We start from the raw sequence: 20,885 nt of genomic DNA on the forward strand, positions 1-20,885 counted from the left end.
CAGCTGACGAACCCCCGTCCGCCGCTACGCCTGCTCGGTGTCCACCGTCGTGCCGGCCTTGCGGCGGTCCTCGAGCTTGATGTCGCACTTGCCGACCAGGGCGACACCGGCGCCGACCGCGGTGGCGACCGGGGCGATCAGACCGGCGACCAGGCCGAGGGCGACGGGCACCTCCAGCACGACGTCGTCCCGGCTGTCACGTACCACGACGCGACGGTTGATGCCCTCGCTGACCAGCCCGCGAACGGCGTCGACCACCGAGTCGACGGCGGTGCGGGTGGACTCGGGCTTGGACTCGCTCATGACTCTCCCTCGAACTGCGGATGTCCCCTTGACGACTCCAGACTGCCCGCGAACCGCGCACGCTGCCATCAGGGTTTGCCCTGACCCGCGCCTGATTCCGGCGTTCACCGGCACGTCAGGGGTGAATCGGCCGGCACCACCACGTCCAGGACGGTGGTGCGGGCGGAGTCGACAAGGCGCTGCACGGCGATGGGCAGTCCGACCACGGGAATCAGCCACGCCAGCACGTAGAGCCGATCGCCCTGGGTGACCTCGGGGTGGGCCGCGGTCAACGCGAAGCCCAGTGCCCCGCAGGCCAACACCAGCAGCGCGACGAACCGGTCACGGCGCCACATCGCCCAACCGCCGACCACGGAGCCCGCCAGCAGCGTCACGTTCATCGGGGTGAACGTCAGCCACTGGAGCCAGTAGCGACCGTTGACCTCCAACAGCCGTGCGAACGGGTCGGGCACGTCCGGCTGGTGGAAGTGGTCGGTGAACGAGTCCTGGAGCGACTCGGCCATGCCGGGCAGGCGAAGCAGGCTGGACACCAGCACGACGGCACCCGTCACCGCCGCCCCGGTCACGCCGAGGAACAGCAGACCGCGCCGGTCCCCGGCCCGCCGCCACAGACCCACCAGGGCCACGACGACCAGCACGCCCGCGAAGGGAAGGGCCGTCGAGTACTTCACCAATCCGGCCACCACCAGCCCGGCAATCAGGGTCGCGATTCCCGAACGACGCCGGCCGGTGCTCAGCAGCACCGAACCGAGCATCGCCGCGACGACGCCGAGCAATGCGGGACCTTCGGAGAGTGACAACACGCCCCACGTCCCGGTCGGCAGCACATACAGCAGGGCCTGCCCGACCGCGGCCACCGATGACCGCAGGCCGACGGCGATGAGCAGATACCAGAGCAGAATTCCGGCCAGCAGGGTGCAGCCGACGGGAACCGCCCAGAGGGCAATCCGCATTCCGGCCAATGGCACCAGTGCGGCCACCGCGAGCGGATAGCCGATCCGCGGCGTGAAGATCTGGTGATAACGCGGCTGCCCGGTGAATTCGACGTTGTCGGTGTTGTCCGCGACACAGCTCCGCCTTGACCGCGCGGGATCGAACGCCCGGTCGGGGACCATTCGCGCATCATTGGCCTGCGCCTGGTGTCTTGCCTGGTCGGCACACCACTGGCCGACGGTCTTCTCGACGGCCGTCTGCTCGCTGTCGCCGAGGAACCGATAGGCGATGATGGAGTACTGGTTGCTGTCGGGAAAGAGCGTCGATGACGGCGCGACCAGGATCTGAACGAACAGGAAGATCAATGCGACACCACAAGGCCACTTCCAGGACCACGGTCGAAGTTCCCCCCGTTCGCCACGGGAGAACCGCAGCGGCTTGCCCATCAAGAAGTCCTGTCAGTCGGTGATTGTTCCCGGAGAACGTGACTTTCTCCGTTGTGAACAATGAGTCACCGCACGACGCGGCCGTACCGCCGATCGGGGCCGAGAACCGGCAACATTGATGTCATCGACGATGTCGGGTAAAAGCGACGCGCCACCACCTCGATTATGTCGGAAGCGCGCCGAAAACGCCATACAAATTGCCGGTCGAGTCAGGCAACCGCTCGCAGTGCCGCGGTGGCGGCGGACCGGACGGCCGGGTGGGGGTCGGCCAGGGCGTCGGCGAGGAGGTCACGCAGGCCGTCGGGGGCAGTTCGGCCCAGGGCGGTCGCGGCGTTGGCCCGCACGCGGGGCCGGGGATCACGCAGGGCCTTGGTCAGCAGCGGAAGCGTCTTCTCGTGGGTGATCCGCCCGAGCGCGGCGGCGGCGCGGGACCGGACCAACTCGTCGTCGTCCTTGAGCGCATGGGTCAACGTCCAGAGGGATTCCGGGTCGGCCAGTTGGCCGATGACCCAGGTGACGGCGCGGCGGACGCGGACGTCGGAATGGCCGATGGACAGGTAGGGCCGCGTGCCGATTCGGGCGAGGATGCGCCCGGCGAGCTTGCGGACGCGCCGCTCGTCGGTGGTCACCAGCACCTCGGTCAGGGTGGGCATGACCGAGTCGTCGGCCAGGCGGGCGAGGCCGGTGAGGGCGACGTGGACGTGCACGCCGTCGCAGGCGGCGGCCAGTCGGCCGACAGCGTGGTGATCGCCGTGCTTGGCCAGCACGCGGAAGGCCCGCGCGCGCACGGCAGGGTCGACATCGTCGGTTGCCTTGAGGGCGGCGGCGCCGGCTAACGGCCCGCCGATCCGGTTCAAGGCCAGCAGGGCACCCTCGCGAACGTAGGCCGCTCTGTGGTCGAGCAGCGGCACGATCGCCGGCGCGGCGTCCAGCGCCTCGAGTTTGCCCAGTGCTTCGACCACGGGCAGCGCCACGGTGCCCTCGGACTCGCGTAAGAGCTCGATGAGAGGCCCGGCCGCTTCGGCGACGCGCAGATTGCCGAGCACCTCCGCTGCCGCGACGCGGCGCGGGCGACGAAGGCGGACGTGCTCGATCAGCACGGGCGCGACGCTGAGATCACCGGCCCGGCTCAGCGCGCGGATGATTGCTGGTGTGGCGCCGTGATGCCCGTGCCCCAGCGCCTCGGCCAGGACGTCCAGCCGTCTCGGGTTGCTGGAATCGGCGATGCGCCGGGCGGCGTGGCTGCCGAGCCAGGCCCGATCGGGGCCTGGCTCGTTCATCACGGTGACCAGCAGGTCGAACACCTCGTCCGAGGACTCGGCGGTCAGGCCGTCCAGTGCGGCCTGCACGACATAGGCGTCGCGGTCGGACAAAGCCCGCACGAGGACCGGCTGATGGGCGTGATCGCGGCCGGAGCCGAGGGCTCTGACCGCGATGGCGCGGACCGTGCCGCTCCGGTGGGCCGCCAGCCCGGTCAGCCAGGCCGCCCCGGCCGGTTCGGACACCACCTCGTGCGCGTGCTCGTAGAGCGCCTTGTGCGCCTGGGTACGCGCCGCCGACCAGGCTTCCGGCTTGATCGGTTCGAGGTTGACCAGCCGGGCGACGAGTGCATCCCCGATGGCGGTGTCCGAATCATGATGTTCGTGCATGGCGTCCAGTGTGCCCGGCCGCGCCAGCGAGATTCCGCCGGCTCAGTCGCTCAGCAGCAGCTGGTCGACCACGAGGTGGCCCCACTTGCCGGTCGCCTGGTCGATCACCCGCACCTGGGCGCTCTTCCCCTGGAATTGGCTGACGTCCCAGTCGACGGGTTTGAGCACCCCGGTGTCGTCGCCGGTCGCCGTCCGCACCACGGTGCCGTTGACGACCAGGTTGATCGAGGTCTCACCGGGCTTCCCGTGTGGATGGCGTCCGCCCGCGACCAGGAAGTGCACGTGGTTTCGGTCCAGGGTGAACGTCGGCGAGGTGATCGTGCCGGTGGCCGGGTCGCTGGACGTGTCCAACACCGCGTTGCCGACCATGCCGGGCACCTGCTCGACCGACGGCCTGGTGCCGGCGAAGCTGCCGGTGGTCGTCCAGCCCAGGTCGTAGGCCGCGCCTTCGAAGCCGGAGACCAGCTCGGCCGGACGCTGGGCCAGGTTCTGGAACTCGGTGACCGTGGTGTTGGCGAAGGTGCCGCTGCCGCCGCTGGTGTAGAGGTTGATGCCGGTGTCGGACGGGTCGGCGAACACCTCGCTGGAGTGCACGTACCGCCCGTCGTCCACGAAGACCTCGATCGTCGTGCGGTCGACCAGGATCCGCAGGTGCGCGCTGGTCTTGGCCGGACTCCACGGCGCGTGGCTCTCGCCTCGGCCGCCGGTGGTGTCGGGCTCGCCGGTCTGCCGGCGGTTCAGGTAGCTGTAGTCGTGATATATCCCCACATCCGCGTGACGTGTGCCGTCGGCCGACGCCCGCAGCTGCAACCCGATGTTGTCCAGCCGGGTCCAGCTGACGTCGGTGTCCAGCTCGTAGGCGGTGCCGTGGTAGGCCAGCGGCACCAGGCCGTTGTCGACCTGGATGGTGCCGAGGTTGGTCACGGAGGAGGCGTGGGACGCCAGCGCGGGTGTCGGCTGAGACGCCAGCGCATACCCGTCCGCGTAGTGCTTCAGCGTGATCTGGCGGACGATCGAGTCGGTGCCGTTGAAGCCGTCCGAGGCCCAGGTCGGCGTGGTGTCCGCGTACGCCCAGTTGTTCATCCAGGCCATCCCGTACCGCCGGTCCAGCGGCGCGGCCGGGTCCTCCCACGTGACTCCGGCGTACCAGTCGAAGCCCTGGTCCAGCCATTGCGGTGTGGCCGAGTCGGGGGTGAACCTCGCCCCGTCGAAGGACCCGGTCCAGTACGCGTACGTGTTGGGCATCCCGGCCGACATCCCGTTGGCGCTCAGGCCCAGCACCCAGTGCATGGTGCCGTCGTCGGCGCGGATCTGGAACAGATCCGGGCATTCCAGCGTGCCGTAGGTGGTCACGAAGTCCGACCGCTGCGTCCACGTCTTCAGGTCGGGCGAGGTGAAGAAGCCGATCCGGTCGCCCTCGGTGATCGCCGCGACCCACCGGCCGCGGGCGGTGTCCCGGACGATCTTCGGGTCCCGGAAGGCGCCGCGGCCGCCGTTGGGGATCACCGGCGTGTCGCCGTAGGGACGGAACGTCCGGCCGCCGTCGATGGAGTACCACAGGAATTGCGCCTGCGGCCCGGAGCCGTTGGTCGGATGATCCATCTGCGTGACCAGCTGCACCACCGCGCCGGCGCCGAAACCGGCCGTGTTCCCGGTGTCCACGACCGTGGAGCCGGACCAGAGGTCGTAGTTGGCGTTCGTCTTCTTCGGCGCGGCAATGCCTTGGTCGGCAAAGGCGACACCGTCGGCGCTCGTCGCGAGCCGCCAGGCGGTGCCGACCTGCGTCGGGTAGTCGGCGTCGTAGAGGTAGTAGTAGTTGTACTTCCCGTTGACGTACACCGGCCGCTGGGGATCGTTCTTCCAGTGGTCGGGCACCGTGAAGTGGTACTGCGCGCGATACGTGGTCGCCGCCGACGCCGGGGCCACGGGACCGAACACCCCGGTGGCTACCACCGCCACCGCAACCGCGAGCGCTAACCGAGGCTTGCTCGTCTTTGAGCTCATGCCGACCTCCAGAACGGAAAGGAACTACAGAACACTCAGCCGTTTGCCGTCCCACGCCACCGGCCTGGGATCGCTGATGTCGCCGACGAAGCCGTCCTCGCCGCGGTTGTGGAACGCCAGCAGCACCCAGCGGCCGTCGGACCGGCGGCGGATCAGGCGTCCGCTGTAGCAGCGGTCGTCGGTGACGGGCTCGGCCGCCGCGATGTCGAACGGCCCGAGCGGACCGCCGGCCGGGGCGGCCCAGACGCCGCCGGTCGTGCCGGTCGCGCGGCGGTCGGCCGAGGCATGCTCGGCCAGGCAGGAGAACAGCAGGACCGGCCGGCCGTCGATCACCTCGACCTGGGTCACCTCCAGCTGCCCGAATCCCCGTGGCCCGGGGCCGTCAACGGTGGCCGCGGTTCCCAGCGGCGCAGGTCGGCGGAGACCGCGTGGCCGATGACGCCGCGCTCGAACGGTTCGCCGGTGGTGGCACGGGCGGTGATGAGCATGTGCCAGCCGTCGCCGTCCGGATCGGCGAACACCCACGGGTCGCGGAACGCCTCGTCGTGCCAGACGCCGGCGTCCAGCGTCTCGTACCACCGGGAATCGGCGGCCAGCACCGGATTCTCCGGATTCCGTTGCCAGACAAGCAGATCCTGGGACGTCGCGTAACCGATCCGCTGGACGTTGCGGCCGTCGGGGGCGGCCGTCGCGCCGGTGTAGAACAGGAACCACGTGCCGTCCGGATGCCGTACCACCGAACCGGTCCACGTCGCCAGGTCGTCGAACGCCGGGGCGTCCGCGCGGACCAGGGCATCCTCGACTCGGTTCCAGCTCACCAGATCGGCCGAGACGGCGTGGCCGACCGACGCGCGGTAGTGGCGGGCCTCGGGGTCGTGCAGGGCCTTTGAGGCGTAGAGGAAGAACAGGTGGTAGCGGTCGCCGTCGTCGGCGAACCAGAAGTCCCAGACCCAGGAGTCGGGCAGCGAGAACATCCTCATCCCTTCACGCCGCTGGCGGCGACACTGCTGACGAACGCGCGCTGGAAGGCCAGGAACACCACGAGCACCGGCAGCGTGATCATCGAGGTGTAGGCCATGACCTCGCCCCAGGCGGTGTTGTCCTGGAAGAAGTACTGGAGGCCGACCATGACCGGCCGCAGGTTCTCGTCCTGCACGACCATGCTCGGCCACAGGTACTGGTTCCAGGCCGGCAGGAAGGTCAGGATGGCCACGGTGGCGAACGCCGGACCGGACAGCGGAACGGCGATCCGCCGGTAGATGGTGAGCCAGCCGGCGCCGTCGATCCGGGCCGCCTCGTCGATGGCGGTCGGGATGGTCGAGAAGTACTGGGCGAACAGGAAGATCGAGAAGCCGTTGGCGATGAACGGGATGATCTGCACCTGGTAGGAGTCCAGCCAGCCGAAGTCGTACTCGACCCGCCCGTGCTGCAACACCAGGGTCGGCAGCTGCGAGACCCAGTAGACCATCGGCACCGCGATGGTCTCGAACGGCACGATCAGCGTGGCGATGACGACGCTGAGCACCACGCCCCGGCCGGTCCAGCGCAGCCGGGAGATCGCGAACCCGGCCATCGAGTTGATCACCAGCCCGGCGCCGACGATCGCCACCGTGACGAGCACCGAGTTGAGCAGGAACCGCCCGACCGGGACCCGGTCGAACACCCCGGCGTAGTTGCGCAGGCTGATGTCGCCCAGCGGCAGGAACGCCCGCCAGCCGCCGAGGTCGGACAGGATCTGCCCGTCCGGCTTCAGGCTGGAGACGATCATGAACACCAGGGGGAACAGGAAGAACACGGCCAGTCCGACCAGCACGAGATAGGTCCAGACCCGCCGGCGGCGGCGCAGCACCGGGTCAGGCACGGCCATGGCTGGAGTCCTTGTCTCGGGTCAGGAAGCGCTGCACCAGCGCGATGACGAGCACCAGCACGAAGAACACCAGCGACAGCGCCGAGCCGTAGCCGATCTGCTGCTGGTGGTAGCCCATCCGGACGGCGTGGTAGACCAGCGTCGAGGTGGCGTCCACCGGGCCGCCCTGGGTCATCACGTCGATCTGCACGAACAGGCCCAGCGCGGCGATGGTGATGGTGATCAGCACGAAGACCCGGGTCGGGCGCAGGCACGGCCACGTCACGTCGCGGAACTGCCGCCACGGTCCGGCGCCGTCGATCCGCGCCGCCTCGTACAGCTCGCCGGGGATGGTCTGCAGGCCCGACAGCCAGATCAGCATGTGGAAGCCGACCGCCTGCCAGATCGACAGCACGATGATCGCGGCCAGCGCCGTGCTCGGGTTGTTCAGCCAGGCGGTGCCCTGCCAGGCGCCGAGGGTGATCGAGTTGATGAAGGAGTTGACCAGCCCGTCCGGCTGGTACATGAACTTCCACAGGATGGAGACCACCACGATCGAGGTCACCACCGGGATGAAGAAGATGACCCGGAACGCGACCGCGCCGCGGATCTTCTGGTTCACCAGCAACGCCAGCGCCAGCCCGAACCCGGCCTGCACCGGCACCACGACCACCGCGAAGCAGAACGTGTTCAGCAGCGAGCGGACGAAGGTGGGGTCGGCGGTGAAGGCCCGGACGAAGTTGTCGAGGCCGGTGAAGGCGATCGGTTCTGGTGAGACCAGCCGGGCGTTGGTGAACGACAGCACGAAGCCGAGGATCACCGGGACGATCAGGAACGCGGCCAGCAGCAGCACGGCCGGCGCGACCATGGCCCAGCCGGCACGGCGCTCGGCGCGCAGGTCGACGCGGATCCGTTGGCGTGGAGAGGAAATCGCGGCCACGCGGGTTTTCGACGGGGAGATCGCCGTCATGGGAGGTGCCTTCCCGCTCGGCCCGCCCGGCGTCGCCGCCGGGCGGGGAACGACGGTCTAGAAGCCGTAGTTGTTCTGCGACTTGATGTCGGTGTCGATCGCCTGCGCTGCGGTGTCCAATGTGGACTTCACGGCGGCGCCGTTCATGATGTCCTTGGCCGCCTTCTCGAAGGTCGAGGAGATCACCGGGTAACCGGGCGTGGCCGGCCGGGCCAGGGCGAACTTCCGCGACAGCACCGTGAACTGGTGCAGGGCGCCGGTGTCGCTGAAGTACTTCGACGCCGCCGCGGCGCTCGCCGTGCTCGGGATGACCACCTGGCTGTCGGCGAAGGCGGTGAGATACTTGTCCTGGAAGCTGAACTTCAGGTACGCGCGGGCCCCGTCGGCGTTCGGGCAGCCGGCCGAGATGCCCCACTGCCAGGAACCGCCGCCGATCTTCGGGCCCTTGCCGAAGTCCACCGGCGGCAGGATCAGCAGGTCGCCGCCGACCGCGGCCAGCGCGTCCTTGGCGTTCCACACGCCGGTGTAGCTCAGCGCGACCTTGTTGTCGATGAAGCGCTGGTTGCCGACCGGGCCGGCGTTGTCCACCCACTTGTCCTTGAACGCCTGCTGGAACCAGGTGAAGAACCGCACGGCGTCCGGGCCGTTCAGCGCGCCGTCGGCGGACTTCATGGTGCCGCGGTTGATCAGGTCGCCGCCGGCGCTCTGCAGCATCGGCGAGTAGGCGTACGACCACCACTCCCCCGTGTCGGCGGCCCCCAGGTCAAGTGGTGTGGCGTAGCCGTTGGCCTTCAGCGTCGTCACGGCCGCGTCGAACTCGTCGAGCGTCCAGGGCTTGTCCACGGTGGGGATCCGGATGTTGTTCTTGTCCAGCACCGATTTCCGGGCGAAGATCGACAACGCCGCGTCCCAGTAGCCGGCCGAGTAGACGGTGTTGCGGTAGCGGCCGACCGTGGTGGGCAGCAGGGAGTTGATCAGGCTGTCCGGCAGGCCGAGCGGCTGGAGGTAGCCGGCCCAGGCCCAGTTCGGCATCACCGGGCCGTCCATGTCCAGCAGGCAGGGCAGCTTGTGCGCGGCGGCGGCCGCGGTGATCGCGTCGTTGTAGGAGCCCTGCGGGAAGTTCTGCTGGACGATCTTGTACTGGTGCTGGGACGCGTTGAAGTCGGCGATGATCTGCTTGTACACCGCCAGTTCGCCGGGATTGCCGGCCGAGTGCGTCCACATCGTGATCTCGCCGGGGGCGCCGGCCGAGTCCTGGCTCGCGCGGGCGCAGCCGCCGAGCGCGAGCGCCGCGGACAGGCCCGCCGCTACTATGACCGAGAGAGACTTGCGCTTCACCGTGGGTTTCTCTTTCCCGGAGCGCGACCGGCCGTCGCCTCCGTGCCGGATGGCAGCGCCAACTGCCATGTGGAGTGCTGTGATCCGCCGCCGGCTCAGTCGCCAAACTGGGCCGGCGGCGGGCCGACCGAGGCCCGTCGCACGATCGGGCAAGGCATGAGATGCGGGGCCGCCGGGTCGGCCTCGCGCAGTCCGAGGGCGACCTCCATCGCCCAGCGGCCCATCTCGTAGTGCGGGAGTGCGACCGTGGTCAGCGGCGGGTCGAGCTCGGCCGCGACCAGCTGCTGGTCGTCGTAGCCGACGACGGACAGGTCATCGGGCACCGAAAGGCCGCGCTGGTGCGCGGCCGCGTAGGCGCCCATCGCCATGCGGTCGTTGAAGCAGAACATCGCCGTCGGCCGGCGGCCCGCCGGCAGGTCCAGCAGCCGCCGGGCCGCCGCCCGCCCGCCGCCGGCCACCGGTTCGGCCCTGGCGTGCAGGAAGGGATCCGGCTCGATCCCGGCCTCGGCCAGGACCTGGAGATACCCCTCGCGCCGCAGCCGCGAGGCGACGAGGTCGAACCGCTCCTCGGCGTCCAGGTAGGCGATCCGGCGGTGCCCGGCCGCCACCAGTTCGCGTACCGCCGCCATCCCGCCGGCCCGTTCGTCGGGCACGACCGCGGCCCGGTTCGCCGTGGCCGGCGCGCAGTCGAGCAGGACGGCGTCCTCGGGCAGATCGGCCGGCACCTCGACCACGCGGTGCCACATGCACGCGTAGATCATGGCGTCGACCTGCTGTCCGCTCAGGGCTTGCAGCGCCTGCCGCTCCGCGCCGACGTCGCCCTCGGTGTCGACCAGGATCACCAGCCGCCCGTGTTCGCGGGCCACGTCGTTGGCCCCGGCCAGCATCCGCCCGGCGAACGGCGTGGTCGCGATCGTGTCCGAGACCAGGCCGACCAGCCGGGTCTGCTGGGTGCGCAGACTGCGGGCCACCGAGTTCGGCTCGTAGCCGACCGCCTCGGCCGCCTCGCGCACCCGCTGCTGGGTCTGCGGTGAGATGCGCGCGGTGTTGACGCCACTGAGCACCATCGACACCGTCGCCGTCGACACCCCGGCGCGGGCCGCCACATCGGACATCCGGACTCGACCCATCACGGCGTCCCTTCCGGCTGTTTAATCGATTAACTACAGGTTAAGCGAGTATGCAGCGCGGTACTTCACCCGTCAAGGGCCGGCCGCATGCCGAAGGCGAGGAGCAGGGTGATGCCGGCCAACAGGAACAAATCGCCGATGCTGGCCACGGCGTGCAGGGGCGGGACCGGAATGATGTCGCCGAGCCAGGCCAGGTGCGTCGAATCGACAGCAGGCACGTTCTTCGGGCCACTGTCGAAGTCTCCGGGTCGCTGCCCGGCGAGGACGGCCGCGGCGCGGGAGTAGGGCATGCGGCCGTTGCCGGCGATCGCGATGCCGTTGAGCACCGCGCCGGCCAGCACGGTCAGCCCGGACACCTGGAGGGGGCGAGAGCGGCGGGGCAGGTTGAGCATGATCCACAGGCACATCAGCGCGAAGACCGGTACGAGCATCGGAAGATGCGCCTCGTCCTGAAGCAGGTGCCGCAGGCCCGCCAGGCGGTACTGGGCGAGCTGGATCGCGGCGGCGGTCCACGGCAGCCACCAAGCGCGCAGGCGCAGTGCGGTCAGATGACGCAGCCGGCCGCCGGCAAGGTAGCCGGCGGCCAGGCCGGTCAGTATCGGCAGACAGAAGACGAGCAAGGACATTCAGCCGCCGGTCACGTCCGGAGCACCGACGGTGTAGACGATCGTGGCCAGCGTGGCCACGGCGAACAGGGCCTGATACAAGCGATATCTCATCGCACACCTCCTTGATGGACCAGGCTGGAGGAGGACACGGGGTGAAGTCCCGATTCCCGTACGAACCCGTACACCGCGCACCTAGAATTCGCCGTCAGGGGAACGGTTTCAGCCAACGGGGGCGTGGTGGGCGAGCAGCCGATGCCGGATCCGGACGGGGCGGCGGATCTGGCCGGGTTCATCGATCTGCTCGGGCAGCTGCGGGCGTGGGCGGGGATGCCCTCGTACCGGTTGCTGGCCAAGCGGGTGGGGTCACAAATGCAAGGGGCGGTGCCGCTCTCGACGGTGGTGGACGTGTTCAAGGCCGAGCGTCGCCGTCTTGATCTGGATCTGGTGGTCGCCGTGGTGCGGGCGCTCGGTGCGGACGAGCCGACGGTGCGGCGCTGGCGCACGGCGTGCGTCCGAGTGCACGGAGAGGCGAAAACCGGTGGCACGGCGGGGGTACTGGGTCAACTGCCCACCGACCTGGTCACGTTCACCGGCCGCCGGCAGGAACTCACGCGGCTGATCGAGGCGGCGACCCGGCCCCGTGACGACGAGGGCGCGAACACGGTGGTGATCTCGGCGATCGAAGGGATGGCCGGGGTCGGCAAGACCCAGCTCGCCATCCGCGCGGCCCACCAGCTGGTCCGCTCGGGCCACTTCCGGGATGTCCAGCTGCACGTGAACCTGCGCGGCTTCGACGCAGAGCTGCCGGCCGCCGACCCGTCCGCGATCCTCGAGGCCTTCCTGCGCCAGCTTGGCGTTCCGGTCCGGCAGATCCCCGCCACCCGCGACGAGCGGGCGGCCATGTTCCGCGACCGGCTGCGCGACCGGCACGCCCTGATCCTGCTGGACAACGCCGCCGACGAGGACCAGGTCCGCGATCTCATCCCGGCCAGCCCCACCTGCCTGGTCCTCATCACCAGCCGCCGCAGCCTCACCGCGCTCGACAACGCCGCCCCGCATCCGCTCGACGTCTTCACCGAGTCCGAGTCGCTCGACCTCCTCGCCCGGATCGCCGGCGCCGAGCGCGTGGCGGCCGAACCGGCCGCCGCGGCCGACATCGCCGAATACTGCGGCCACCTGCCGCTGGCCGTCTCACTGGCCGCCGCGCGCCTGCGCTCCCGACCCGCCTGGACGTTGCGGCATCTCGCCGACAAGCTGCGCGACGGACGCCTGAACGCCATCCACTCCGGCGGTCGCGGCCTGCGCCCGGCCTTCCATCTCTCCTACGAGGAACTCGCCGAGCCACTGCGCCGGATCTTCCGGCTGCTCGGGCACCACCCCGGCCCCGACACCACGCCGGCCCAGCTCGCCGCCCTGGCCGACATCACCACCGACGAGGCCGAGGATGCCCTGGAACAACTCCAGGACGAGCACCTCGTCACGCAGCCCACGATCGGCCGCTACGAACTCCACGACCTGCTTCGCCTGCTGGCCGTCGAGCTGGCCGCGGCCGAGCCGGAGCCGGATCCCGCCGCCCCGCTGACCCGGCTCGCCACGTGGTGCGTGGCCACCGGATACGCCGCCGCCGTGGCCATCAACACCCCGAACCTCACCGGCCGTGCCCCCGAAACGGCGTCCTTCGCGGACTACGACGAGGCCCTGACCTGGTTCGACCGAGAGCGCAACACCCTCGCCGCGGTCCAGCGGGCCGCCGCGGAAGCCGGTCTGCACGATCACGTGTGGCAGCTCGCCGAAGCCCGGAAGCACTTCTTCGTCCTGCGCCGCCATCTCGACGAATTCCGGACGGCCCAACAGCTCGCCGTGGCCGCCGCGCGGGCGGCCGGCGACCGCAGGACGCAGGCCGCGATGATCGGCGCGCTGGGCGGCGTGTACTGGATGACGGGACAGCTCGACGAATCGGAGGACTGCTGCCGGCAGGCTCGCCGTCTCCATCAGGAACTCGGCGACGTGCGCGGCGAGGCGGCGGTGCTGATTTCCCATGGCGTCGTGCACAATCAGCGGGGAAACCACGAGGGCAGCGTCGACCTGATCACGCAGGCCCTCGACCTGCTCGACGGTCCGGACACGCTCAAGCTGCGCGCGATGGCGCTGGTGAACCGTGCGGTGGTGGACAAATACGGCCCGGGCCGCCGTCCACGCGCCGTCAGCGAGCTGCGCGAAGCCCTGGCGATCTTCCGGCAGTGCGAGGACCGCCACAACGAAGCCTTCGCCCTGGGCAATATCGCCGACTTCCTCCTGATGGACGCCGATCTCGACACGGCACTGACCCTCTACGGCGAACAGCGGGAGCTCGGCCGGCAGCTCGGCGACGCCTACATCGAGGCGGAGGCGCTGCGCGGCACCGGCGACGTCCACGCCGCGACGGACCACACCGCCGACGCCCGCCAGGCCTGGTCCGAGGCCCTCGCCCTGTACGAGCAGATCGACCACCCCAAGGCCGCCGAGGCCCGACAACGCCTCAGCCGGCCCGATTCCGAGGTGTACGGGTTCGTACGGGAAAGGTGACCGCACGACACCGTACGGGGCACTGTGGAGTCTCGAACGACTCCTACCGAAGGAAACCGATGAAACGCCTGGCTGCCGCCATTTTCGGCACGAGCGCGCTGCTCGTCGCCATCCTGCTCTCCCCGTCCACGGGGCCAGCACGCCCGACGCCGCGCAGTCGGACAACGGCCCGAGCTACTCCACGAACGCGACCGCCACGGAGTACGGCCTCCTGTGATCGACGCTGTTCCGGTTGTCCGAACTCGGACAACCGGAACAGCGTTGCCTCAGCGGCCGGTGGAGCGGGCGACCGTCGGGGCTCCGGCGACGAACTTGGCGAGGGTGACGGTGTCGAGGTTCGGGCCGTACGCCGTGGCGTTGCCGAGGAGCAGGGTGCCGGTCGCGGTGGTGAGGGTGAGCGGGATCGTCTTGTCCCAGTAGCTGTTCCACGCGTAGTCGTTGCGGAACGCGGCCCGGGTGGCGGCGCCGCCGGACTCGGTGATGTCGAGGAATCGGCTGATCACCTGGGGGTTGTAGTTGATGGCCCCGGCCTTGTCGGCGTTCGCCGCGCCGAGCACCAGCTGGTAGTCGCCGGCGCCGAAGCCGGACGGGCGGGGGATGCCGAGGGTGTTGCCGGCCCCGTTGCCGAGGTAGCCGACGTCGTGGACCGTGCCGGAGGCGTCGGCGGAACCGTTCGATCCGGCGGCATCGGTCTGGACGCGGGCGGCGCCGGACATGGGCAGGGCCTCGGCCTCCGAACGGAAGACGTTGGCGGGGTTGGCATCCGCGGCCTTCTGGGCGGCGCCGCGCAGGGTGGTGATGCCGTCGAGGGTGGCGCCGGCGGGCGCGGTGACCTTGAGCTCGTTCACGCCCTGGGGCAGGAAGACGCGAACGGTGGCGTTCCACGGCCCCGCGTGGCTGACGGCCGGGAGCTGGACGGCGCGGCCGTTGACCGCCAGGGCCAAGGCGCTGGCCCCGGTGGTGCGGAACTGCGTAGTGACGTCGTAGTACCCGGTTTCGGCCGTGGTGGCGAAGAAGGTGGCGCTGCCGGAGCCGGACAGCGAGGCACGGCCGGCCTCGCAGGTGAGGCTGGCGCCGCCGGCGAGGCGGGCATCGACGGCGGGGTAGGTGGCCTGCTCGCCGTTCGTCACGTCGTACAGGTCGAACCGGTCGAGGGTGATGTCCGCGCCCGGCAACACGGTGCTGCCGTCCTTGCTCGCACGGACGGACAGCGTGTGGGTGCCGGCGCTGAGGCTCACCGTCACATCCGCGGTCCCGCGGTATCCCCACCCCAGATCGGCGGAGTACTTGACGAGCTGGTTGTACGTGCCGTCGACGAAGAACGCGTGCTGACCGGGCTGCTGGTTGGATCCCGAGAGGATGCTCAGCCGGTAGGTTCCGGTGCGCGGCACGGTGACGGACCAGGACGCGGCGGAGTCGGCCTTGTTGAACGAGCCGACGTCACGGCTGCCCGAGGCCATGAACGACCACTCCCGAGACGGGTCCTGGGCGTAGACCGTGGCGTCGGTGAGCGTCGCGTTCTCGGCTTCGGTGGTGTTCACCAGATCGGTTGCGACGGGCTGGAGGGCGGTGGTCGCGGGGGTGAGTTCGACCTGGTAGCCCGCATACCGGTCGCGGTTGGGAATGGTCACCGTGACCTTCCCGGCCACGACGGCGGCGGTCGCCGACACGACGACGGGCGGCTGGAGCGAGGCGCCTTCGGCGCCGTTGAGCCGGTCCTGCCGAACCTGGACGTGCACCGAGGAGCCGAACACCTTGGGGTCGACGCCGCTGATGTTCACGGCGACGTCGTTGGAGCCGCCACCGACCAGCACGGTGGCCTTCTTCTGCGCGGTGTCGACCGCGCCGATGGCCTGGAGGGTGTCGGGCACGTTCAGCTGCGGCGGGGTGACCTTGACGGTCCGTGCGCCGGTGAGGTCGCCGTACCACTTGAACATCCACCAGCCGCCGTTGGCGCCGTTGTTGCGGGACGAGTTGTCCGAGAGGTTGCCGGCGTAGTTCCAGAAGGCGGTCTGCGCGTCGACCTTCGCGTCCTCGAACATGGCCAGCCACTGCACGAGCTGCCCGGGCACGCCCATGTCGCGCAGCATCCCGTACTCGGTGATGTTCACGGGAATTTCCGGGATACCAAGGGTGGTCAGCAGTTGCCGGTACTGGGTGACGTGGCCGCGGAACGTCGCGAGGTTGTTGGTGCCGAGCTCGTGCCAGATGAAGACGTCCGGCAGCTGGTTGTGGGCCTTGGCGTAGCTCAGGAAATCGGTGCTGCGGTCGGCGTGCCACGACGAGTCGCCGGGGCCGCCGATCTTGGCGTGGCCGAGGCCGTGCGCGGCGTACACCGACTGGATGGTGTCGTAGGCCGCGCTCCAGTCGGCCAGGAACTGGTCCTTCTGCGTGGACCAGTTCGGGTACCAGTTGCCGCCGTCGGGCTCGTTGAACGGGATGAAGATGTAGTCCCGGGGATGCGCGGACTTCGTCGCGACCTTCTCCACGGCCGCCTTGAGGACGGGCAGGTAGTCCCACACGCCGTCATGGTCGGCGTCACCGGGTCGGTGGCCGCTGTTGTAGGGCCAGTCCGGATACGCGTCCTGGACGTAGACGTACAGGTCCTTGCCGCTGCCGGCGAAGAAGGACTTCTCGACGTTGAGGGCGTCCCCGCTGGGGTGCTGTAAGCCGTCCGGCGGCTTCTGGGACGTGTTGGTGACATGCGCGCCGTCGAGCACGGCCTGGCTCGGCACGCCGTCGTCACCAAGGCCGTAAAGCGTTCCGCTGGCACCGCCACGGAAGGTGCCGGTCGTCTGCGAGAGGTCGACGTTGAGGGTGTCGGCCGAAGGCCCGGCCAAAGCCGGGGCGACACTGCCCATGATGAGGGCCAAGGTCAAACCGAGGATTGCTCGGTTTCGGACGCGTGCGTGCACGGACAAGGGGGTACCTGCTTTCAACGAAAGGGACGAAACGGTTATCGACGGCGCGGCGGGGCCGTGCTCTCCCTGATGGCGATCGGCGGTTCGACGGTCTCCAGCGCGAGCGGCGACTCGCCGTTGAGCAGGGCCAGCAGCTGGGCCGTGCCGTGCCGGCCGAGCTCGGCGAAGTCCTGGCGCGCGGTGGTGAGCGCGGGGATGAACATGGCGGCGAGCGGATGGTCGTCGAAGCCGACGACGCTGATGTCGGCCGGCACCCGCAGCCCGGTGTCGTGGATCCCGCGGATGACGCCCATCGCCGTTTCGTCGTTGCCGCAGAAGATCGCGGTGACGGCGGGATCCCGGGCCAGGCGCACGCCGATCTCGTACGCGGTGGTGATCTCCCAGGACACGTCCTCGATGGACGGGATCGGGCTGCCGTTGCGCTGGAGCGCGCTGCGCCACCCGGTGGTCCGGCCGTCCTCCTTGCCCGAGGGCGGGATCCGCACGTGGTGGACGGTGCGGTGGCCCAGACCCAGCAGGTGCTCGGTCAGGCCGGCCGCGGCCTCGGACTCGTCGAGCACGGCCTGCGGCACACCGGGCTCGGGGATGCCCGAGAGCGCCACCACCGGCACGGCCGGCTCCAGGGCCTTGAGCGCGGCGACGCCGGGCGGGTCGAACTTGAGCACGACCACGCCGGCGACCGACTGCCGCAGCACGGCATCGGCGGCCGCCCGGACGTCGTCGTCCCGCTCGCTCTCCACGACCACGATGATCACCACGAAGCCGGCCGCCCGAGCGGATTCCTCGACGCCCCGAATGGCTTCGGCGTAGCCGTAGCGGGAGGTGTTGGCGGCGACGATCGCGATGGTGTTGGAGCGCCGGGAGGCCAGCACCTGGGCCGCGGCACTGGGGCGGTACCCGAGTTCGGCGATCGCCCGCTCCACTCGACGGCGACGTTCCTCGCTGACCCGGGCCGCGCCGGTGAGCACCCTCGACACCGTCGGCACGGACACGCCCGCGGCCCGCGCGACGTCGGCGATGGTCGCCGGCCGGTCGGGCGTCGGGAACGTCATGGACCCATTATGGGAGCCCGCTTCGAGCCGCTTCATTTGACGGCTCCGCTCGTGATGCCGGAGATGATCTTGCGCTGCATGACCACGAAGGTGATCAGCAGCGGCAGGCTCATCAGGATGATGTAGGCGAAGATCAGGTGCCAGTTCTGGAGGTAGAGCCCGCTGCTGGCGACCTGGTACAGGTTCAGCGGCAGGGTGTCGATGCGCCCGCCGATGACGAAGAGCGCGTAGAACACGTCGTTCCAGACGTACAGGCAGATCAGGATCGTCGCCGTGGCGATGGTCGGGCCGAGCAGCGGCAGGATGATGCGGAAGAAGACGCGGGCCGGCCCCGCGCCGTCGACCCGCGCGGCTTCCTCGAGCTCGACCGGGATCGTCCGGACGAAGCCCGTGGTGAAGAAGATCACCGTCGACAGGTACATGCCCATGTACACGCCGATCATGCCGACCGCCGTGCCGGCCAGCCCGAGCTGGCGCAGCAGCAGCACCAGCGTGACCACGGCCGGCGGCAGGACGATGCCGCTGATGCCCAGCGCGTAGACGAAGGCGATGGCCTTGCCGCGGCGGCGGCCGAGGACCCAGGCCGCCATGGACCCGAGGATGAGCACGCCGGCCACCGACACGGCCATGATCAGGACGCTGCCGAGGAAGGCCGGGATCATGCGGCCCTGGTCGAACACGGTCGCGATGTTGTCGAACAGGTGCCACCGGGTGGGCGGCGCGAGGTTCGGGTTGAGGGCTTCGGCCCTGTCCTTGCCGGCCGTGGCGATGACCAGCCAGAACGGGACGCCCAGGAGCAGCACCACGAGCCCGATGGCCACCACGGGCTGGACGAGCCGCCTCGCGCCGGTCATGAGAGCACGTCCTCTCGCTTGCGCAGCAACCGGATGACGGGGAAGGCCAGCACCGCGACCATCAGGAACAACATCAGGCTCATGGTGGTGGCCTGGGCGAACAGGCCCTGGCCGAAGGTGCGGAAGACGAAGATGTTGAGCAGTTCGGTGCTGCCGCCGGGGCCGCCGCCGGTGGTGGCCTGGACGATGTCGAACCCGTTCATCGAGCCGAGCAGCGCGGTGGCGACGTTGAACGTGATGGCCGGGGCGAGCAGCGGGAAGCGGATGGTGCTGAACGTCCGCCACCAGCCGGCGCCGTCGATGCGGGCGGCTTCCAGCACGTCCGCCGAGATCGTCTTGAGGCCGGCGAGGTAGATGAGCATGGACAGGCCCATCCACTTCCAGGCGTGCACGAGCGCGACGACGACGATGGTCCAGGTGGTGCTGCCCAGCCAGGCGATGTCCACGTGCTGTCCGGTGACGAAGCCCAGTATCGCGTTGAGGGCGCCGTCGGGCTTGAGGAACGCCTGGAAGATGTAGCCGACGGCGAGGGCGGACATGATGACCGGCACGAAGAACGCCACCCGGGCGGCCCGGTTGATCCGAGTGTCGTCCTCCAGGACGAGGGCGAGGATCAGCCCGAACAGGTTCTGGAACAGGGCGACCAGCACCGCGTAGACCAGCGTCGTCCGCAGGTCCGCCAGCAGGCTGCCGTTCTGGAGCAGCGAGGTGACGTTGTCCAGGCCCGCGAACTCGATCCGGGTCTTGAAGCTCGACCAGTCGGTGAACGCGTACACGAAGTTGAACACCGTCGGCAGGAAGAAGAACACCACGAGCACCGCCAGGGCGGGGCCGAGGAACCACGCGGGATGGTCCTGGCGGTGTCGGGGCCTGGGCCGGGCTTCCGCCGGCGCGGCGGTGCGCGGACGCGGTGCGGTGAGCTGCGCGGTCATGAGCTAGAAGCCCTTCGCGCCCTGGGCCTTGGCCAGGTTGGCGAACTGCTGCTGCGTCGCCTGGGTCACCTGCGGCGGGGTCTTGGTGCCCTGGATCATGTCGCCCAGGTTCAGGTACAGATCGGGGTTGGCGATCGCCAGCGCCTGCATGGAGCCGACCGAGGTCTGCACGGCGGCCGCGGACGCCTTGAGCGCGTCCGGCACGCTCGACGGCGTGTCCACACCCTGCTCGATGGACACCGTCGACTGTGCCTTGACGAAGTCGGCGTAGCCGTCGCCCATCCAGTACGCCAGGAACTGTCGGGCCGCGGCCTCGCGCTTGGCGTCACCGCTCTTGAACGCCACCAGGGCGTTGCTCTGGTCCGGGATGAACGTGCCCACGTTGCCGGTCGGCGAGATCGGGAAGAAGCCGATCTTCTGGTTGAGCGTCGCGGTGTCGGCCATCGCCTGGAGCTCACCGAAGAACGAGTTCACCTGCACGGCCATCGCGGCCTCGCCGCCGAGCAGGGCCTTGCCCTGGTCCTCGAACGTCGCGGTCTTCAGGTTGGCGTTGAACAACCCTTCGGCGATGAGGCCCTGGTAGGTGTCGACGGCCTTCTGGATGGTCGGATCGGTGAACTTCTCCTGAGCGCTGTTGATCCGGTCCCACAGCCCGCTCTTCGCCGCGTCGGCCAGCTGGACCTGGACCCACCACTGGGTGGCCCACGGGGCTCCGCCGCCGCCGAAGTCGTAGAACGGGGTGACGCCCTTGCTCTTGAGCTGACGGGCGTCGGTCAGGAACTCGTCCCAGTTCTTCGGCGTGCCGGCGATGCCGGCCTTGGCGAAGACTTCCTTGTTGTAGTACACGCCCTCGACCGCGGGGGTGCTGATGAGCGCGGCATAGCGAGTGTTGTTCAGCTTTCCGGTGATGTCGCCGAGGTTCGCCGCGTACTTGGCCGCCCACGGGGCGCCGTCGAGCGACTGGAGGTTCTGTGTCGCGTTCAGCGAGGTCAGCTCGGAGGCCGTTGGCTGCCAGAAGGCGAGGTCCGGCTTGTCGCCGGTGGCGACCTTGGTCTGCACGCCCTGCTCGTACGGGTCGGGGATGGTGACGACGTTCACCTTGGCGCCCGTGGCTTTCTGGAAGCCGTCGATGACCGACTGCGGGGTCTTGTTGGAGTTCTGGGCGGCCCAGACGGTGAGCGTGACGCCGTCGAGCTTCGTCGACTGGGACGGCCAGTCCGCGGGACCGGAGTCCGCGCCCGGCGCGGCGGGGTTGCTGCATCCGGTGAGCAGTGCGGCGCTCACGGCGGCGACGGCGATGGCGCCTCTCCATGCGTGCTTCATGACCGTTGTTC

Annotated in this window: 17 protein-coding genes; 1 reads left to right on the forward strand and 16 read right to left on the reverse strand. The window is 69.6% G+C overall.

What is annotated here, in order from left to right; genetic code table 11:
* Positions 1 to 24 precede the first annotated feature (24 nt).
* The 11 genes from M3Q35_RS14420 to M3Q35_RS14470 form a co-directional block, all read right to left on the reverse strand.
* Positions 25 to 303, reverse strand: a complete 279-nt coding sequence (locus tag M3Q35_RS14420; protein WP_273942251.1) for a DUF4342 domain-containing protein — start codon at positions 301 to 303, stop codon at positions 25 to 27.
* A 104-nt stretch (positions 304 to 407) separates the two neighbouring features.
* The gene (locus M3Q35_RS14425) at positions 408 to 1,601 is read right to left on the reverse strand and encodes a hypothetical protein (RefSeq protein ID WP_273942252.1); all 1,194 of its coding nucleotides are present in this window, start codon (positions 1,599 to 1,601) and stop codon (positions 408 to 410) included.
* 290 nt (positions 1,602 to 1,891) lie between these two features.
* The gene (locus M3Q35_RS14430) at positions 1,892 to 3,331 is read right to left on the reverse strand and encodes a HEAT repeat domain-containing protein (RefSeq protein ID WP_273942253.1); all 1,440 of its coding nucleotides are present in this window, start codon (positions 3,329 to 3,331) and stop codon (positions 1,892 to 1,894) included.
* A 42-nt stretch (positions 3,332 to 3,373) separates the two neighbouring features.
* Positions 3,374 to 5,335: a glycoside hydrolase family 32 protein gene (locus M3Q35_RS14435; RefSeq protein WP_273942254.1), complete on the reverse strand. Its 1,962-nt coding sequence runs from the start codon at positions 5,333 to 5,335 to the stop codon at positions 3,374 to 3,376.
* Positions 5,336 to 5,359: 24 nt separating this feature from the next.
* Positions 5,360 to 5,683 carry a glycoside hydrolase family protein gene (locus M3Q35_RS14440; RefSeq protein ID WP_273942255.1) on the reverse strand — a complete coding sequence of 108 codons (324 nt, stop codon included), beginning with the start codon at positions 5,681 to 5,683 and terminating at the stop codon, positions 5,360 to 5,362.
* A complete protein-coding gene (locus M3Q35_RS14445; protein ID WP_273942256.1) occupies positions 5,680 to 6,315 on the reverse strand; it encodes a glycoside hydrolase family protein in 636 nt (211 codons plus the stop codon). The genes M3Q35_RS14440 and M3Q35_RS14445 overlap by 4 nt, the downstream gene beginning before the upstream one ends.
* Positions 6,312 to 7,202, reverse strand: a complete 891-nt coding sequence (locus tag M3Q35_RS14450) for a carbohydrate ABC transporter permease (protein ID WP_273942257.1) — start codon at positions 7,200 to 7,202, stop codon at positions 6,312 to 6,314. Before M3Q35_RS14450 ends, M3Q35_RS14445 begins: the two co-directional genes overlap by 4 nt.
* Positions 7,189 to 8,151: a carbohydrate ABC transporter permease gene (locus M3Q35_RS14455; protein WP_273942258.1), complete on the reverse strand. Its 963-nt coding sequence runs from the start codon at positions 8,149 to 8,151 to the stop codon at positions 7,189 to 7,191. Before M3Q35_RS14455 ends, M3Q35_RS14450 begins: the two co-directional genes overlap by 14 nt.
* Positions 8,152 to 8,208: 57 nt before the next feature.
* Complete coding sequence (locus M3Q35_RS14460) at positions 8,209 to 9,489, reverse strand: sugar ABC transporter substrate-binding protein (RefSeq protein ID WP_273942259.1); 1,281 nt, start codon at positions 9,487 to 9,489, stop codon at positions 8,209 to 8,211.
* 95 nt (positions 9,490 to 9,584) lie between these two features.
* Complete coding sequence (locus M3Q35_RS14465; protein WP_273942260.1) at positions 9,585 to 10,619, reverse strand: LacI family DNA-binding transcriptional regulator; 1,035 nt, start codon at positions 10,617 to 10,619, stop codon at positions 9,585 to 9,587.
* A 65-nt stretch (positions 10,620 to 10,684) separates the two neighbouring features.
* The gene (locus M3Q35_RS14470) at positions 10,685 to 11,245 is read right to left on the reverse strand and encodes a DUF5317 family protein (RefSeq protein ID WP_273942261.1); all 561 of its coding nucleotides are present in this window, start codon (positions 11,243 to 11,245) and stop codon (positions 10,685 to 10,687) included.
* Between the two features lie 219 nt (positions 11,246 to 11,464).
* On the opposite strand from M3Q35_RS14470, the gene M3Q35_RS14475 reads away from it, so the two are divergent.
* The gene (locus tag M3Q35_RS14475) at positions 11,465 to 13,792 is read left to right on the forward strand and encodes an ATP-binding protein (protein WP_273942262.1); all 2,328 of its coding nucleotides are present in this window, start codon (positions 11,465 to 11,467) and stop codon (positions 13,790 to 13,792) included.
* 266 nt (positions 13,793 to 14,058) lie between these two features.
* On the opposite strand, the gene M3Q35_RS14480 is transcribed toward M3Q35_RS14475, so the two are convergent.
* The 5 genes from M3Q35_RS14480 to M3Q35_RS14500 form a co-directional block, all read right to left on the reverse strand.
* The gene (locus M3Q35_RS14480; protein ID WP_273942263.1) at positions 14,059 to 16,671 is read right to left on the reverse strand and encodes a CBM35 domain-containing protein; all 2,613 of its coding nucleotides are present in this window, start codon (positions 16,669 to 16,671) and stop codon (positions 14,059 to 14,061) included.
* Between the two features lie 77 nt (positions 16,672 to 16,748).
* On the reverse strand, positions 16,749 to 17,765 hold the full coding sequence (locus M3Q35_RS14485; RefSeq protein ID WP_273942264.1) for a LacI family DNA-binding transcriptional regulator: 1,017 nt from the start codon (positions 17,763 to 17,765) through the stop codon (positions 16,749 to 16,751).
* Between the two features lie 32 nt (positions 17,766 to 17,797).
* Positions 17,798 to 18,619, reverse strand: a complete 822-nt coding sequence (locus M3Q35_RS14490) for a carbohydrate ABC transporter permease (RefSeq protein WP_273942265.1) — start codon at positions 18,617 to 18,619, stop codon at positions 17,798 to 17,800.
* On the reverse strand, positions 18,616 to 19,551 hold the full coding sequence (locus tag M3Q35_RS14495; protein WP_273942266.1) for a carbohydrate ABC transporter permease: 936 nt from the start codon (positions 19,549 to 19,551) through the stop codon (positions 18,616 to 18,618). Before M3Q35_RS14495 ends, M3Q35_RS14490 begins: the two co-directional genes overlap by 4 nt.
* A 3-nt stretch (positions 19,552 to 19,554) precedes the next feature.
* A complete protein-coding gene (locus M3Q35_RS14500; RefSeq protein WP_273942267.1) occupies positions 19,555 to 20,874 on the reverse strand; it encodes an ABC transporter substrate-binding protein in 1,320 nt (439 codons plus the stop codon).
* Between the last annotated feature and the right edge of the window lie 11 nt (positions 20,875 to 20,885).

Source organism: Kutzneria chonburiensis, assembly GCF_028622115.1.
In the GTDB taxonomy this organism is placed as follows: domain Bacteria; phylum Actinomycetota; class Actinomycetes; order Mycobacteriales; family Pseudonocardiaceae; genus Kutzneria; species Kutzneria chonburiensis.